The organism is Vibrio sp. B183 (genome assembly GCF_000740665.1).
In the GTDB taxonomy this organism is placed as follows: domain Bacteria; phylum Pseudomonadota; class Gammaproteobacteria; order Enterobacterales; family Vibrionaceae; genus Vibrio; species Vibrio coralliilyticus.
Genome location: NZ_JPQB01000033.1, coordinates 20973 through 36824, shown reverse-complemented (window position 1 = coordinate 36824; position 15852 = coordinate 20973). Strand labels below are relative to the sequence as shown.

Below are 15852 nucleotides of genomic sequence, written 5' to 3'. Positions count from 1 at the left end.
TTTGTTGTTAGTGATTGTGTCTTGTCAATGGTGGGTATGAATATCATATGCAATCAAGGCGTTAAATATTATTTACATGAAAAAAGCTAAAACATACTAGGATGTGGAAACGCCGTCACAGGCATGACTCTGATATACTGGCTGAGTTATAAATCTTATTGAGATGTTTTATGGCTATGCAGCAATACCATCCTCCCACCGAGCCATGGATTGAGCGAGTATTTGAAGATGAAGGTATCCTTGTGGTGAATAAACCGTCGGGTCTTTTGTCTGTGCCAGGCAGGGCTGAAGAACATTACGACAGCATGTGGAGCCGCTTGAAAGACATCTATCCTGACATCCAACCGGTTCATCGTCTTGATATGTCAACTTCAGGCTTGATGCTGTTTGCCAAGAACAAGCCCACAGAATCGGCGTTAAAAAAACAGTTTCAGTTTCGCCTCACGCATAAGGTCTACTATGCTCGTGTATGGGGACACGTTGAACAACAAGAGGGAGAAGTGGATCTTCCACTGATTTGTGATTGGCCAAATCGGCCGAAGCAGAAAGTCTGTTTTGAACAGGGTAAGCCATCAAAAACCTTATTTGAGGTGGCGAAGCGGGAAGAGCAGACCACCATCGTCAGGCTACTGCCTATAACTGGGCGTTCACATCAGCTGCGTGTGCATATGCAGGCTTTAGGACATCCGATTGTCGGAGATGAGTTCTATTCACAGGGAGAAGCCTTTGAATTCTCAAGCCGTCTTGAACTGCATGCGGCTGAATTGAGTTTTTACCATCCTCAAGATGAACGTCTACGCAGTATTTTTGTTCCTTGTGATTTCTATCCTGAAGCGGAGGCGTTGATCTTTAACTATTTCGATCCTGTGCGAGAATTGCCGGACTATAAAACGCTGCCGCGTCCATGATTTCATTATAGGCAGCGAAAGGAGAAACCATGTCGCTGCCTAATGTTGTGTTCTTGGATCGTGCGACGATCCCAACTCATATCGAATTACCTCACCTTCCTTTTGATCACCAATGGATTGAATATGATTTCACCAGCCCTGAGCTGGTGGTAGAACGGCTGAAAAACGCTCATATCGTCATCACGAATAAAGTCGTATTAGATGCGGCAGTGTTGCGCCAACTACCGGATCTCAAGCTGATCGCTGTCTCGGCTACTGGCTTCAACAACATCGACATTGATTACTGCCGTGAGCAAAACATAGCCGTCACAAACGTGCAGGGCTACGCCACCCAATCGGTGCCTGAGCATGTGATTGGGATGATATTCGCTCTTAAGCGCAATTTGATGGGCTACCACAATGATATTGCCAAAGGGGAATGGCAACGCAATAAACAGTTTTGTTTTTTTACTCACCCAATTGGTGACGTAGCTGGCTCGACGCTGGGCGTTGTCGGCTCTGGAGCTTTGGGTCAGGCTACTGCCGCGCTGGCGAAGGCGATTGGTATGCAAGTCATTTATGCAGAACATAAAGGTGCGCATCATTGCCGAAAAGGTTACCTGCCATTTGAGCAGGTGTTGATGATGGCTGATGTCTTGACGCTACATTGTCCGTTGAATGAACGGACTCATCATTTGATTGGGCGTCATGAACTGGCTCAAATGAAGCCTGGCAGTGTGCTGATCAATACTGGTCGAGGTGGGTTGGTTGATGAAGCGGCTCTGGTTGAGGCCTTAAAACGAGGTACGATTTCTGGTGCTGGTGTCGATGTATTTAGCCAAGAGCCAGCGGACGACAGCAACCCGTTGCTCGCTAATATGAATCTGCCTAATTTGCTCCTGACTCCACATGTTGCGTGGGGCAGTGATTCATCGATTCAGAATCTAGCTAACATCCTGATGGATAACATCACTGCCTTTCATCAAGGGCAGGAACAAAACCGTGTCGTTTAGTGGCCTTTAGATTTTTGTTGGTGCCACTTGATAAGCCCTTGGTTAAAGATCTCTAATAGCTCTTTTCCTCTAGGGCTTTGTTTGGAGAACATCACGAAACCGTCGTTATTAAGAAAGGGTTTCGGGTGATAGGTAATGTTATTTCGAATCTCTTCTGGTTGCTGGCTCAGGTGATACATGCCGATTTGACGTTCTTCTGGATAGACTTGGATACGTTTATGATTAAGGCGCAGCAGATTCTGGCTAGGGTTGTTGACTCGGCTTATGCTGACCTCTTTTGCATCGATTAAGGCATCCAAAGCTTCCCCATAGCTGTAACCTAACCCTCCACCTATCTTGTATCCCTTGAGATCGTCTATCTTAGACCAATCAAACGCTAAGTCTTTGTGATGAAAGAAGACAAATTGCTCTTGCGAGACTGGTTCACTGTAATAGAAATGCTCCGTCCGCTCTTCATCAAACATCCATACCGCAGTGGCATCATACTCTCCACTTTGAGCTTTCTCATAAGCTCTAGCCCAAGGATAAAAAGCGAAAGCCACCTCATAGCCTTGCAACGCGAAAACTTGTTTGATGGTTTGTGCTACGACACCATAGCCCTCAAGGTTCTGACCAATAAACGGTGGCCAATCTCCGGCTGTGATCTTGACGGTTTGAGGTGTGCTTTCGGCGTAGGCTGACAAGACAAACAAGCATTGAAGCAGGGGAATAACTAACAAGGATTTCTTCAACATCTTGGCTCCTTATTTGGTGGCCTCTAAGTAATTCTAGAAGAGACAGGCTCAATTGGATCATTACTGCTCAAAAGCGAAGTGAAACAAGGTCAGATTCAACTAATAAGCTTTTAATATTCATTAGGAAAATGTTTTTGACGTCCATTATATGTAAAATTATTGTGCTAATACTCCATATTATTTGTGATGTACATCAACTGGTTGCACTTTCTTGTTATTAAGACATAGACGCTAAGAATGAAATGTAAGAAATTATTTGCCTTGTGTTTTAGTCAACTACGTCAGGAAATGTAATAAATGGAACAAAAACATATAACAAATCCCGTTGAGTTTAAGGGAAAGGGAGGCGAATTCTTTGGCATTTGGATAGTCAATGTTCTGCTGACCATCATCACTTTAGGTATCTATTCGGCTTGGGCGAAGGTCAGAACTAAGCGTTATTTCTACGGCAATACTTATGTCGATAGCGATAACTTTGAGTATCATGCTGAACCTATGCAAATCCTCAAAGGTCGTTTAGTTGCTGTTGCAGTTCTAGTGATTTGGGCCGTGGCGAACGCCTTTTTCCCAGCAGCGAGCGCCGCTCTATTACTGGTTTTTTACGTTGCTTTACCTTGGTTGTTATGGAGCAATGCCCGCTTTGATGCTGCAATGACGAGTTACCGCAATGTTCATTTCTCTTTTGACTCTTCATTGAAAGATGCCTATGTAGCGCTTATGGGGCGCGGTTTAGGTGCTTTGCTAGCGATGGCTATCTATATTGGCGTGGTCGTGGCGGTATCCAGTGTTTCTGCAGTCGCTGCAACGGTATTAGGTATTGCGTCTTTGGTGTTCATGGCTGTGTTGTATGCATGGGTTGTGGCTGGCGCGCATAAGTATTTTTCTAATGGCTATCGATACGGAGATTGGGAGTTCAGTGCGGAACTGGAAACGGGCTTCTTTTTCAAAACTTATCTAAAAGCGATAGGCTTAGGTATTGTCGCGTCTATTGTTCTTTTGATTGCGATGTCTTTGACGGTATTTAGCGGTTTCGATTTTACCGCGCTTCAGAATGGGGACTTCAGCTCGTTGATGGGCGTATCTCAGGTTACGGTGTTTATTGTGGCCTACCTAGCGATCATCACTCTGACTATCGGCCTGACAGCCTACACCACAACACGATTACGTAATTACATCTTTGATCAACTGCAAGCGAAGTTGGAGCAAGAGTCAGACAATCAATACACTTTTGAGTCGTCATTGACTGCGAGAGGGTACACTTGGTTGGTGATCTCTAACTTCTTACTACAGGTGGTGACACTAAGTATTGCCAGACCTTGGGTTATGGTCAGAACATCTCGCTATGTTGCTGATAACACCGTGGTGTTTGGCGATATGAGTGCGCTGAAGGCGACAGACCAAGATTCAAATGTCAAATCTGCAGTATCGGATGAAGTGGCACAGGCCTTTGATCTAGGTATCGGAATCAGCTAATGCTATTTGACGGGGTGGCGTTTCCGCCACGCAGCTCGGAGCGTCATCCTGCCAAGTTGGATGTCACTCAAGCCAATGCATTAAGTTTGCGTGTTGACGGGAAAATCATCAGTTGTGATCAGCAATACGCCGATATTAGTGTCCCTGTTGGTAATCTGCCCGTGCGTTTTAAGTTCCCCGATGGCTGGGTATTTGTGGTTGAAAGAACGGCAGAAGTTAGCCACTGGCTGGAGCGAAATCGCAGAAGCAGTACCATTGATAAAATGGAAGCTAACTGGTTAGCGTGGTTGTTGTCAGCGGTAGTGTGTATCGGAGTGGTATTAGGCAGTTATTTTTACGTCTTACCATGGACCAGTGAGAAGGTCGCTAATGCTATCCCTGATTACGTTGCTGTGGCGCTAGGCGATAAAGTGCTCGAAAGTTTTGGTGATAGCTGGGAAGAGAGCGAGTTGAGCCTGCAAGAGCAGCAAGCGATCCGCCAACGCGTGGCTAAGCATGTCACACAGTTGGAAGCGTTACCTTATCCGATTGAGGTGGTGTTTCGCTCCTCAGAGCTTGGCGCCAATGCATTTGCATTGCCGGGTGGGAAAATCGTATTACTCGACGATTTGGTTACTCTGGCTGAGAATGAACAACAACTCGATAGCATTATCCTTCACGAGCTAGGCCATGTTCATCATCGACATATGATCAAAAGGTTGGTCCATTCGAGCTTGCTTTCAGTTGGGGTTGCCGTCTTAACCGGTGAAAGCTCGGGAGTGGTGGATAACTTGGCTGGGCTAGGGGTTTTCTTCCTTTCCAATGGTCACTCTCGTGACGCTGAACTGGAAGCTGACGCTTATGCTCGACAAGCAATGGTAGATATATACGGCAGTAGTGAACCGATGGCAGAGATGTTTGAGCTGTTCAGGCAACAAGAAATGTTGGAAATGCCAGAATGGATGAGTAGTCACCCTGGTTTTGAGCTGCGCATCCAGGCCGCACGCGAATAACGAATCACAGAGATAAAAAAGGCAGCGAATTCGCTGCCTTTTCTTTATCTATGGTACTGGTTTACAGTGCCGCGATGGTTGTCTTCTGCTCTTCAAGCTTGATTAAGGTTTCTTGGTAACCTTCTAGCTTTTCACGCTCTTTCGCAACAACCGCTTCAGGCGCTTTAGCAACGAAACCTTCATTACCTAGCTTACCTTCGATACGCTTGATTTCGCCGTGCGTTTTCTTGATTTCGCCATCAAGACGAGCAAGCTCAGCATCCTTGTCGATCAGACCCGCCATAGGGATCATCAGCTCAGATTTCTCAACCAGTTTAGTTGCACAAGCTGGCGTCTCTTCACCTTCAGTCAGTACTTTGATTTCATCTAGTTTAGCCAGTGAGCTCAGTACTGTCTTGTTTGCTTCGATACGAGCCGCATCTTTCTCATCAGCGACCTTAACCATTACCGACAGACCTTTGCTAGGTGCGATGTCGTACTCGGCACGTAGGTTACGGATTGCGGTGATGAAGGTCTTAACCCATTCGATGTCTTCTACGATTTCAGCGTTGAAGTTCTCTTGGTTAAACTGAGGTAGTGCTTGAGTCATGATGGTGTCGCCTTCAACATCATCTACTAGTGGCTTCACACTCTGCCAGATAGATTCAGTGATGTAAGGAAGCACTGGATGAGCTAGACGAAGTGTTTTCTCAAGTACCGTGATCAGCATGTGGCGAGTTGCAACTTGCTGAGCTTCAGTGCCTTTCCAAAGAACTGGTTTAGTCAGCTCCAGGTACCAGTCACAGAATTGGTTCCAGATGAATTCGTAAAGTGTGTTTGCTGCCATGTCTAGACGGAAGTTGTCTAGGTGAGCGTTAAACTCTTTCGCAGCTAGCTCAAACTGAGATTCAATCCATTTGTCCGCTAGAGAGAACTCTAGGTTAGCGCGCTCTTCAGCAGACAGTGACATGCCACAATCGTGCTCTTCTGTATTCATCAGTACGTAACGGCTCGCGTTCCATAGCTTGTTACAGAAGTTACGGTAACCTTCAAGACGCTTCATATCCCAGTTGATGTCACGGCCAGTAGAAGCCATAGCAGCCAATGTGAAACGCAATGCGTCAGTACCGTATGGTTCGATACCGTTTTCGAAAGTCTTACGCGTGTTCTTCTCGATCTTCTTCGCTAGCTGAGGCTGCATCATGTTGCCACAACGCTTCTCTACTAGAGATTCAAGGTCGATACCATCGATCATGTCGATAGGGTCAAGTACGTTACCTTTAGACTTAGACATCTTGTCGCCGTTTTCGTCACGGATTAGACCCGTTACGTAAACTGTCTTAAATGGTACTTGTGACTTACCGTTTTCATCTTTGTTGAAGTGCATGGTCATCATGATCATACGCGCAACCCAGAAGAAAATGATGTCGAAGCCCGTTACTAGAACGTCTGAAGGGTGGAATGTCTTCAGGTCTTCAGTTTGCTCTGGCCAGCCTTGGGTACCGAACGTCCAAAGCGCAGAAGAGAACCATGTATCAAGTACGTCGTCGTCTTGGCGAAGAACTACAACAGGTGCAAGGTTGTTGTTTGCACGTACTTCTTCTTCAGTACGACCTACATAGACGTTGCCGTCGTTGTCGTACCATGCTGGGATACGGTGGCCCCACCAAAGCTGACGAGAGATACACCAATCTTGAATGTCACGCATCCAAGAGAAGTACATGTTTTCGTACTGCTTAGGCACGAACTGAATCTCACCATCTTCAACCGCTTTAACAGCAGGTTCAGCAAGAGGTGCAGCACGTACGTACCACTGGTCAGTTAGCATTGGTTCGATAACCACGCCACCACGGTCGCCGTAAGGAACAGTCAGGTCGTGATCTTTGATTTCGTCTAGAAGGCCTAGCTCTTCAAATTCTGCAACGATAGCTTTACGCGCAGCAAAGCGCTCCATGCCGTGGTACTTAGCAGGTAGCTCTGTTGAGTACACATCACTTGCTTCACCGTTAGTGGTGAATACTTCCGCAGCATCACGAATGTCAGCGTTGAAAGTTAGGATGTTGATCATCGGTAGCTGGTGACGTTTACCTACTTCATAGTCATTGAAGTCGTGTGCAGGCGTGATCTTCACACAACCAGTGCCTTTCTCCATATCAGCGTGCTCGTCACCCACAATAGGGATGCGACGATCAACGACAGGAAGAAGAATTTCTTTGCCGATCAGATCTTTATAACGTGGATCTTCTGGGTTAACTGCGACACCAGTATCGCCAAGCATGGTTTCTGGACGAGTTGTCGCAACAACAATGTAGTCTTTACCTTCCGCTGTTTTAACGCCATCCGCTAATGGGTAGCGGAAATGCCACATGTGGCCTTTTTTGTCTTTGTTCTCAACTTCAAGATCAGAAATTGCAGTGTGCAGTTTAGGATCCCAGTTTACTAGACGCTTACCGCGGTAGATTAAGTCTTCTTCGTACAGGCGAACAAACACTTCTTGAACCGCGTTAGATAGGCCATCGTCCATCGTGAAGCGCTCACGGTCCCAGTCTACCGATGCACCTAGACGACGAAGCTGTTTAGTGATGGTGCCACCAGATTCGTTTTTCCATTCCCAGATCTTGTCGATGAAGGCATCACGACCGTAGTCATGTTTGGTTTTGCCTTCTTCTGCTGCGATTTTACGCTCAACAACCATCTGAGTAGCGATACCAGCGTGGTCAGTACCTACCTGCCAAAGGGTGTTTTTGCCCTTCATACGTTCAGCACGGATCAGAGTATCCATGATTGTATCTTGGAACGCGTGGCCCATGTGTAGGCTACCAGTGACGTTCGGTGGCGGGATCATGATGCTGTATGATTCTTTCGTCGTGTCACCGTGTGGCTTAAAGTAGCCTTTCTCTTCCCAAGCTTGGTATAAAGCTTGTTCGATTGAAGTTGGGTTGTATGTCTTTTCCATAGCTATAGATATTCTGCAGATAGGTCTGGTTTAATTCTAAGTCAATCTTTATAAGTGAACTCTCTAGAAGGAGAGCTTAGCTATAAGGATTGACCATTAGTTGTGTGCGATGTCGATCGTTTGTAGCTGATAACCCGCTTGGCGATAGATTTTATATCGTTCTCGCGCCAGTTGCTTGGCTTTTTCTTCGCAAGGGACGAAGTCTACCACCTCTGCAAACTTGTTCGCAAAGGTTGTCTCATTTTCCGCCAAATTTATTACCAGTTGACGATTCCATGAGGGCTTAACACCTTGGTATCCGATTTCAATGCCTGTGCCATATTTAGGCCCTTCACCAGTGAGGTTGTGAGCCAGATATTGTTCGGCATCCACTTGCCAGAAACATTCCGCTAACTGCTCAGCATGCTGCTTATCATGGCAATGGAGATACACCTTAGCGCCTTGTTTGGCAAAGTGACCTGCCAGAAACAAAACATATTGTTCAAAGCCTTGTCGGTTGGCTTGCGGTGAATCAGGCTTAATGATGTAAAACGTCGCGTTTGGCATAATCATTCCGAATAAAAAAGGGCCTTTCGGCCCTTTAGAATTTGTTCAGAAATTACTCTTCTGTCTCTTGGCCACTGCGGTTCAGTAAGAACTGGACAAGCATTGAGACTGGGCGGCCTGTTGAGCCTTTAGCTGCACCAGACTTCCACGCAGTACCTGCGATGTCGACGTGTGCCCAGTTGTATTTCTTAGCAAACTTAGACAGGAAGCAACCCGCTGTAATCGTACCGCCAGGGCGACCACCGATGTTTGCCATGTCAGCAAATGGGCTCTTCAGTTGCTCATGGTACTCGTCCGCCATTGGTAGACGCCATGCACGATCGCTTGCTTGTTCAGAAGCGTTCACTAGCTCGTGAGACAGTGGGTTGTGGTTTGAGATAACACCGCTGATGTGGTGGCCCAGTGCAATTACACAAGCGCCTGTTAGCGTTGCTACGTCTACAACACAATCTGGTTCGAAGCGCTCGACGTAAGTCAGTGCATCACAAAGAACCAAACGGCCTTCAGCGTCAGTATTAAGTACTTCAACAGTTTGGCCTGACATCGTTGTCAGAATGTCACCAGGGCGGTAAGCATTGCTGCCCGGCATGTTTTCACAGCCAGCAAGAACACCAATGACGTTGATTGGTAGGTTCAGTTTCGCCAGAGACTTCATGGTACCGAAAACAGATGCCGCACCACACATGTCGTACTTCATCTCATCCATGCCTTCTCCAGGCTTAAGTGAGATACCGCCTGAATCAAAAGTCAGCCCTTTACCAACCAGCACGATTGGTTTCGCTTCTGGATCTGGGTTGCCCTTGTACTCCATGATAGACATCATAGATTCATTCTTAGAGCCGCGGCCTACCGCTAGGTATGAAGTCATACCTAGTTTTTCCATCTCTTGCTCACCAATAATCTTGGTTGTGATGGTGTCATAGTCATCAGCCAGACGACGAGCCTGAGAAGCAAGGTAAGCAGGGTTTGCGATGTTTGGCGGCATGTTGCCAAGATCTTTCGATGCTTTTACACCTGAAGAGATCGCCAGACCGTGTGTGATCGCTTTTTCACCTAGGTTCAGCTCACGACGTGTTGGTACGTTAAAGACCAGCTTACGTAGCGGGCGACGAGTTTCCGGCTTAACGCTCTTAAACTGATCGAAAGTGTACAAGCCATCTTTGGTTGCTTCGACTGCCTGACGTACTTTCCAGTAAGTGTCACGACCTTTCACGTGCAGCTCTGTCAGGAAGCATACCGCTTCCATTGAACCTGTCTCGTTCAAGGTGTTGATGGTTTTTTGAATAATTTCTTTGTACTGACGTTCGCCAAGTTCACGTTCCTTGCCGCAACCGACAAGCAAAACGCGCTCAGACAAAACACCTGGTACTTGATGCAGCAGTAGCATCTGCCCTGGTTTACCTTCCAGATCACCACGGCGAAGTAGTGAACTGATATAGCCGTCGCTGATTTTATCGAGCTGTTCAGCAACTGGAGAAAGGCGACGTGGTTCGAATACACCCACAACGATACATGCACTACGTTGCTTTTCCGGGCTACCACTCTTTACACTGAACTCCATGCGTACTCCTACATCCTGAAGACAAATAGAACTAAATGTTAGATAATGGCGTCTTACTTGTTGATTCCTTAATCGGAACTACTTTTAAATAAGCGCGTTAACAGTTAGCCAAAAAATTTAAAAATAAAAGGTTCAACGGGAAATTATAGTGATTCAATTAAAAAAACAAGTTTTGTATAGGTAATTTCAGCGTGATTATTGTTAGATATTTGATCCGCGAGACACTCAAGAGCCAGTTAGCGATATTTTTTATCCTGTTTTTAGTGTTTTTAAGCCAAAAATTGATCAAAGTTTTAGCGGATGCTTCGGATGGAGATATTCCTGCCAGTCTGGTTATGCACTATGTGAGTTTGAGCATGCCGTCAATGGGGCTTTTGATGCTGCCGTTGAGTCTTTTCCTCGGTATTTTGCTCACTTTTGGCCGACTGTATGCAGAAAGTGAAATAACCGTCATGAATGCGACCGGAATAGGGAATAAGTTTCTAATCCGTGCTGCACTCTATCTTGCTGTGATCACTGGCGTGATTGCTGCAGCCAATGCGTTTGTATTTTCTCCGATGAGTCAGGAAAAGCTGATTCAGCTTCAGGAAGAAGTCGAAGCGGAGAACAGTGTTGACCTATTGCAGAAAGGTCAATTCCAGGGTACTCCGGATGGTTCTTCTGTGGTCTTTATCGACGATATTGAAGGCAAGCAGCTCAAGCATGTGTTTGTAGCTCAGATGCGCCCACGTGATTCAATTCTACCAAGTGTGTCCTTCTCGCAATCTGGTGAGGTGAAAGAACTGAGTGACGGACGTCAGGTTATTCGCATGTACGATGGTACGCGTTATGAAGGTGTGCCAACGCGCGTTGATTACATGGTGACCGATTTTGACCAGTATGAAGGCCTGATTGGCCAGCGAGATGTGAAGCCGAAAGGGCGTGACTGGGAAGCTATCCCGACGATGCAGTTGGTATCTAACCCAGATCCGCGTGCTCAGGCCGAATTGCAATGGCGTATTTCTCTGGTTGTCTGTATTCCGCTCCTGACCATGCTGGTCGTCCCGTTGTCAGCGGTTAACCCGCGTCAGGGACGCTTTGCTAAAATGGGCCCAGCGATTCTTATCTATTTGGCGTATTTCCTTTCGATCAGTGCCACTAAGTCGGCGCTAGAAGATGGTTCTATCCCATCGTTTATCGGTATGTGGCCGATTAACGCGGCCTTGCTGCTGACCGCGATAGGGATCAATTCGATGGACAGCATTCCAATGCGACGCTTTAAAGACAAACTAAGACAAAGAAAGAAGGCAGCATAAGCCGTGTTTAAAATTCTCGATCTTTATATTGGCAGAACCATTATCGCCACGACGTCGCTCGTACTGGCGACCTTTGTTGGCCTGTCTGCCATCATCAAATACGTTGAACAGCTGCGCAAAGTGGGGCAGGGCAGTTATGACTTGCTACAAGCCTTGTTTTACGTGTTACTGAGTATTCCTCGTGATATCGAAATGTTCTTCCCAATGGCAGCATTACTGGGGGCTTTGATCGGCTTAGGTATGTTGGCGTCAAGTTCCGAGTTGGTAGTGATGCAGGCCGCTGGCTATTCCAAGCTGGATATCGGCCTGTCGGTCTTGAAAACGGCGGTTCCTTTGATGGTTCTGGTGACTTTACTTGGTCAATGGGGCGCACCTCAGGCACAGAAAATGGCGCGCGATCTGCGTGCGTTTACTACATCGGGTGGTGCGATAATGTCAGTACGAACTGGTGTGTGGGCCCGGGATGCCAACGATTTTATCTTCATCGGTAAAGTTGAAGACGACAAGCTATACGGTTTGAGCATGTGGCGTTACAACGACGACAAACAGTTGGAAAGTGTGGTGCATGCAGCCGAAGTGGATTACTTATCTGACAACACTTGGGTGATGAAAGATGTGCAGTTGACTGAAATGGCGGATGAAGTGGAAATCACCAAAACCAGTTTGCCTGAGTATCGTTGGACGACCTCTTTAGCGCCTGACAAGCTCGCTGTTGTGACAGTGAAACCCGAAGAGTTATCACTCAGTGGTCTTTATGATTACGTGACGTATTTGAAAGCTTCAGAGCAGGATGCTTCGCGTTATGAGCTAGCTCTGTGGCGCAAAGTGACTCAGCCGTTTTCCATTGCCGTTATGATGTTGATGGCGCTGTCGTTTATCTTTGGGCCGCTGCGTAGTGTTACCATGGGGGCTCGTATCCTATCTGGTGTAGTGGCGGGTTTTACCTTCTATATCTCCAGTGAGTTCTTTGGCCCCCTCAGTCTGGTTTACAGCATCCCGCCAGTTTTTGGTGCTGTGATGCCAAGTATTGTCTTCCTTACCGTGGCATTAGCCCTCTTGAGAAGAAAGCTCTAAACGCGACTTCCGAAATAAAAAACGGCTGCCATTGGCAGCCGTTTTACTGTTTATCACAGCAATTTTTTCAATCGGTACAATTCTTCCAGTGCCTGACGTGGCGTTAAATCGTCAGGGTCGATGCCAGACAGAGCTTCTTCCACTTCGCTTGGCTCCGGAATAAGACTCAGTTGATTAGCAATATCGACCGCACTGCTGGTGACGCTGCTACTTTCTCCCTGACTGAGTTGTTCAAGCTGAGTTAGTTTTGCTCGGGCATTTTTAATGACACTCTTTGGCACACCAGCCAGCCCAGCTACAGCAAGGCCGTACGATTTGCTCGCTGCACCTTCTTGAACGGCGTGCATGAAGGCTATCGTATCGCCGTGTTCCACTGCATCTAAGTGAACGTTCGCTAAATGAGGAATCTGGTTTGGCAGCTCGGTCAACTCAAAGTAGTGGGTGGCAAACAAGGTCATTGAACCAAGCTCTTTTGCCAACCATTCGGCACTCGCCCAAGCAAGTGAGAGACCATCGTAAGTACTGGTGCCTCGACCGATTTCATCCATCAGCACTAGGCTATTGGTCGTCGCATTATGGAGAATGTTGGCTGTTTCCGTCATCTCTACCATGAAAGTAGAACGACCGGAGGCCAGATCATCGGATGCGCCAATACGGGTAAAAATGCGATCGATCGAGCCAATTTGAGCCGATTCAGCCGGTACGTAAGAGCCGATATGGGCCATTAGCGCAATCAAGGCAGTTTGGCGCATGTAGGTCGATTTACCGCCCATGTTCGGGCCGGTGATGATCAGCATCTTACGTTGTGGGTTGAGCTCTATCGGATTGGCAATAAATGGCTCATCCATTACTTGTTCGACGACAGGGTGGCGTCCTGACTGAATGTGAATACCAGGCTCCTGACTCATCACAGGTCGGCAGTAATCTAAGCTGTCCGCCCGCTCTGCAAGGTTTTGCAGCACATCTATTTGGGAAATAGCTGAAGCTAAATTCTGCAGTTTTTCTAGGTGGGGCATCAAAAGGTCAAACAGTTCTTCCCACAACTGTTTCTCAAGCGCCAGTGCCTTCGATTTGGAATTAAGAACCTTATCTTCATGCTCCTTCAGCTCAGGAATGATGTAGCGCTCTGCATTTTTCAACGTTTGACGGCGTACATAATGCGGAGGTACTAGGTGGCTTTGTCCGCGGCTGACTTGGATGAAGAATCCGTGAACATTGTTGTAGCCGACTTTGAGCGTATCGATGCCGTGGCGCTCACGCTCATCCTGTTCCATCTTTTCCAGATATTCAGTCGCACCGTCGGCCAATTTTCGCCATTCGTCGAGCTCGGCATTGTATCCTTCAGCAATTACACCACCATCTCGGATCACCACCGGTGGGTTCTCTTTAATGGCACGTTCAAGCAACTCACAAACGGCTTCTTGTGGAGCCGCATATTGCCCCAGCTTGGTGAGATAAGGATGAGCAAGTGTGCCCATTGTTTCTGCCAACTCAGGCAATTGCTGCATAGCATGGCGTAAGCGCGCCATGTCACGCGGGCGAGCGCTACGCAAAGCAAGACGTGCTAAGATACGTTCGATGTCGCCAATCTGTTTAAGAACCGGGTATAAGTCAGCAAACAGAGTCAGTTCTTTCAGTTCACTGATCGCGTCTAGGCGATGGTTGAGCGTATTGATGTCACGCATTGGCTGATGAAGCCAACGTTTCAACATTCGGCTACCCATAGGGGTCGCAGTATGATCAATGACCTCAGCGAGAGTATTGTCAGTGCCGCCGGCTAAGTTTTGAGTGATTTCCAGATTGCGACGAGTGGCCGCATCGAGAATAACGGAGTGATCCTGACGATCATAAGTTAGGGAGCGGATATGAGGCAGAGCGGTACGTTGTGTGTCTTTCACGTACTGGATCAGACAGCCAGCGGCGCATAGCCCGAGGTGTGCTTGTTCCACGCCGAACCCGACCAAATCACGAGTACCAAACTGCTGGTTTAACTGCTGTTTAGCGGTATCCAGTTCGAACTCCCACACCGGACGACGACGATTACCGTTACGCGCGGCCATCAATTCTACAGGCTCGAAGTCTTCTGGAAAGAGCAGTTCACGAGGTGCTGTACGTTGCAGTTCTGCCGCCATCGCTTCTTCGGTTTCCGGTTCCATCAGTTGGAAGCGGCCAGAGGTCACATCCAGCGTGGCATAGCCAAACTTACCATCGTGGTGATAAATCGCCGCAATGAGGTTATCAATCCGTTCCGAGAGCAGTGCTTCGTCAGTGACTGTACCTGGCGTCACGATACGAACGACTTGTCGTTCCACCGGTCCTTTACTGGTGGCCGGGTCGCCAATCTGCTCACAGATAGCCACTGATTCACCGAGCTGAACGAGCTTAGCCAGATACCCTTCTACCGCATGAAATGGGACACCTGCCATAGGAATGGGTTCACCAGCGGAGGCACCACGTTTGGTCAGCGAGATATCAAGCAACTGAGATGCACGCTTGGCATCGTCATAAAAAAGCTCATAGAAATCTCCCATTCGATAGAACAGCAATATATCCGGATTTTCAGCCTTCAATTTGAGGTACTGCTGCATCATGGGAGTGTGTTTTTGTTCAGCTTTCACGGTTAAGATCTTTTGTTTATTTCTATTGCGGCTTAGGATACGTGAATCACTGATTGGCGAAAAGTCACAATGAGAGTTTTAGATATGAAGGCATTGCAAAAACTATCTCAAAAACTAGGTGAACACCTAAATCATCATAATTTAATCCTTACCACAGCAGAGTCTTGCACAGGTGGTGGTGTATCAGCCGCAATTACCGATATTGCGGGCAGTTCGGCCTGGTTTGACCGTGCTTTTATTACATACAGTAATGAAGCGAAAATGGAGATGTTAGGCGTAGCAGAATCGACGCTTGTTTCTCATGGCGCTGTCAGCGAAGAGACGGTGATTGAAATGGTGCGAGGTGCGATTGAACATTCCAGTGCCAATATTGGTGTTTCAATCAGTGGTATTGCGGGGCCAGGAGGTGGTAGCGCTGAAAAGCCAGTAGGAACGGTTTGTTTTGCTTGGGCCGATGAAAACAGTTGGCTGAAAGTCGCCACTTATCACTTTGATGGTGATCGAGCTGAGGTTCGTCAGAAGGCCGTTGAAGTGGCGATGAAAGTACTGTACGAAGAGTTGGAACAACGCAGTACATATTCTGGCTGATAATTTAAAAGTTAATAAAATTAAAGAGATATGATCTAAATCTAAAAAAAATTCACACAGCTATAGACACTGTATGAATCAACAGTATAATGATTTTCATTGATTGCCTCAGAGGATTCTGGGGAAGAAGAGAAGA

The 15852-nt window shown here is 47.1% G+C and carries 12 protein-coding genes; 7 read left to right on the top strand and 5 right to left on the bottom strand.

The genetic code is table 11. The features are described 5' to 3' along the window. The first annotated feature begins 170 nt into the window (after nt 1-170). Nucleotides 171-908 carry a pseudouridine synthase gene (locus IX95_RS24235; protein ID WP_038164672.1) on the top strand — a complete coding sequence of 246 codons (738 nt, stop codon included), beginning with the start codon at nt 171-173 and terminating at the stop codon, nt 906-908. A 29-nt stretch (nt 909-937) separates the two neighbouring features. Further along, nucleotides 938-1900 (top strand): D-2-hydroxyacid dehydrogenase, encoded by a 963-nt coding sequence (locus IX95_RS24230; RefSeq protein ID WP_038164669.1) that lies wholly within the window; start codon nt 938-940, stop codon nt 1898-1900. On the opposite strand, the gene IX95_RS24225 is transcribed toward IX95_RS24230, so the two are convergent. Beyond that, entirely contained in the window at nt 1897-2634 is a 738-nt protein-coding gene (locus IX95_RS24225) for a substrate-binding periplasmic protein (protein ID WP_038164667.1), read from the bottom strand. The genes IX95_RS24230 and IX95_RS24225 overlap by 4 nt on opposite strands. Nucleotides 2635-2931: 297 nt before the next feature. Here IX95_RS24225 and IX95_RS24220 point away from each other — a divergent pair, with 297 nt between their 5' ends. Then, nucleotides 2932-4107, top strand: a complete 1176-nt coding sequence (locus IX95_RS24220; protein ID WP_038164665.1) for a YjgN family protein — start codon at nt 2932-2934, stop codon at nt 4105-4107. Next, nucleotides 4107-5099: a M48 family metallopeptidase gene (locus tag IX95_RS24215; protein WP_038164663.1), complete on the top strand. Its 993-nt coding sequence runs from the start codon at nt 4107-4109 to the stop codon at nt 5097-5099. Before IX95_RS24220 ends, IX95_RS24215 begins: the two co-directional genes overlap by 1 nt. A 61-nt stretch (nt 5100-5160) precedes the next feature. On the opposite strand, the gene IX95_RS24210 is transcribed toward IX95_RS24215, so the two are convergent. The 3 genes from IX95_RS24210 to pepA all read right to left on the bottom strand — a co-directional run bounded on the left by IX95_RS24210 (nt 5161) and on the right by pepA (nt 10141). Continuing rightward, nucleotides 5161-8034, bottom strand: a complete 2874-nt coding sequence (locus tag IX95_RS24210) for a valine--tRNA ligase (protein ID WP_038164662.1) — start codon at nt 8032-8034, stop codon at nt 5161-5163. A 96-nt stretch (nt 8035-8130) separates the two neighbouring features. Continuing rightward, complete coding sequence (locus IX95_RS24205) at nt 8131-8580, bottom strand: DNA polymerase III subunit chi (protein ID WP_006963123.1); 450 nt, start codon at nt 8578-8580, stop codon at nt 8131-8133. 52 nt (nt 8581-8632) lie between these two features. Continuing rightward, nucleotides 8633-10141: a leucyl aminopeptidase gene (gene pepA / locus IX95_RS24200; RefSeq protein ID WP_019277979.1), complete on the bottom strand. Its 1509-nt coding sequence runs from the start codon at nt 10139-10141 to the stop codon at nt 8633-8635. A 191-nt stretch (nt 10142-10332) separates the two neighbouring features. On the opposite strand from pepA, the gene lptF reads away from it, so the two are divergent. Then, nucleotides 10333-11436, top strand: coding sequence for an LPS export ABC transporter permease LptF (gene lptF / locus IX95_RS24195; protein WP_006963121.1), 1104 nt, complete (start codon nt 10333-10335; stop codon nt 11434-11436). Between the two features lie 3 nt (nt 11437-11439). Further along, nucleotides 11440-12510 carry an LPS export ABC transporter permease LptG gene (lptG, locus tag IX95_RS24190; protein WP_006963120.1) on the top strand — a complete coding sequence of 357 codons (1071 nt, stop codon included), beginning with the start codon at nt 11440-11442 and terminating at the stop codon, nt 12508-12510. Between the two features lie 53 nt (nt 12511-12563). On the opposite strand, the gene mutS is transcribed toward lptG, so the two are convergent. Further along, the gene (gene mutS / locus IX95_RS24185) at nt 12564-15128 is read right to left on the bottom strand and encodes a DNA mismatch repair protein MutS (protein WP_038164659.1); all 2565 of its coding nucleotides are present in this window, start codon (nt 15126-15128) and stop codon (nt 12564-12566) included. 84 nt (nt 15129-15212) lie between these two features. On the opposite strand from mutS, the gene pncC reads away from it, so the two are divergent. Continuing rightward, entirely contained in the window at nt 15213-15716 is a 504-nt protein-coding gene (pncC, locus tag IX95_RS24180) for a nicotinamide-nucleotide amidase (protein WP_038164657.1), read from the top strand. The last annotated feature ends 136 nt before the right edge of the window (nt 15717-15852 follow it).

Bases quoted from the DNA above. Each gene is read 5' to 3' on its own strand.
- pepA (WP_019277979.1), bottom strand. From the start codon at position 10,141: ATGGAGTTCAGTGTAAAGAGTGGTAGCCCGGAAAAGCAACGTAGTGCA.
- IX95_RS24230 (WP_038164669.1), top strand. From the start codon at position 938: ATGTCGCTGCCTAATGTTGTGTTCTTGGATCGTGCGACGATCCCAACT.
- IX95_RS24215 (WP_038164663.1), top strand. From the start codon at position 4,107: ATGCTATTTGACGGGGTGGCGTTTCCGCCACGCAGCTCGGAGCGTCAT.
- IX95_RS24220 (WP_038164665.1), top strand. From the start codon at position 2,932: ATGGAACAAAAACATATAACAAATCCCGTTGAGTTTAAGGGAAAGGGA.
- IX95_RS24205 (WP_006963123.1), bottom strand. From the start codon at position 8,580: ATGCCAAACGCGACGTTTTACATCATTAAGCCTGATTCACCGCAAGCC.
- IX95_RS24225 (WP_038164667.1), bottom strand. From the start codon at position 2,634: ATGTTGAAGAAATCCTTGTTAGTTATTCCCCTGCTTCAATGCTTGTTT.
- IX95_RS24235 (WP_038164672.1), top strand. From the start codon at position 171: ATGGCTATGCAGCAATACCATCCTCCCACCGAGCCATGGATTGAGCGA.
- IX95_RS24210 (WP_038164662.1), bottom strand. From the start codon at position 8,034: ATGGAAAAGACATACAACCCAACTTCAATCGAACAAGCTTTATACCAA.
- pncC (WP_038164657.1), top strand. From the start codon at position 15,213: ATGAAGGCATTGCAAAAACTATCTCAAAAACTAGGTGAACACCTAAAT.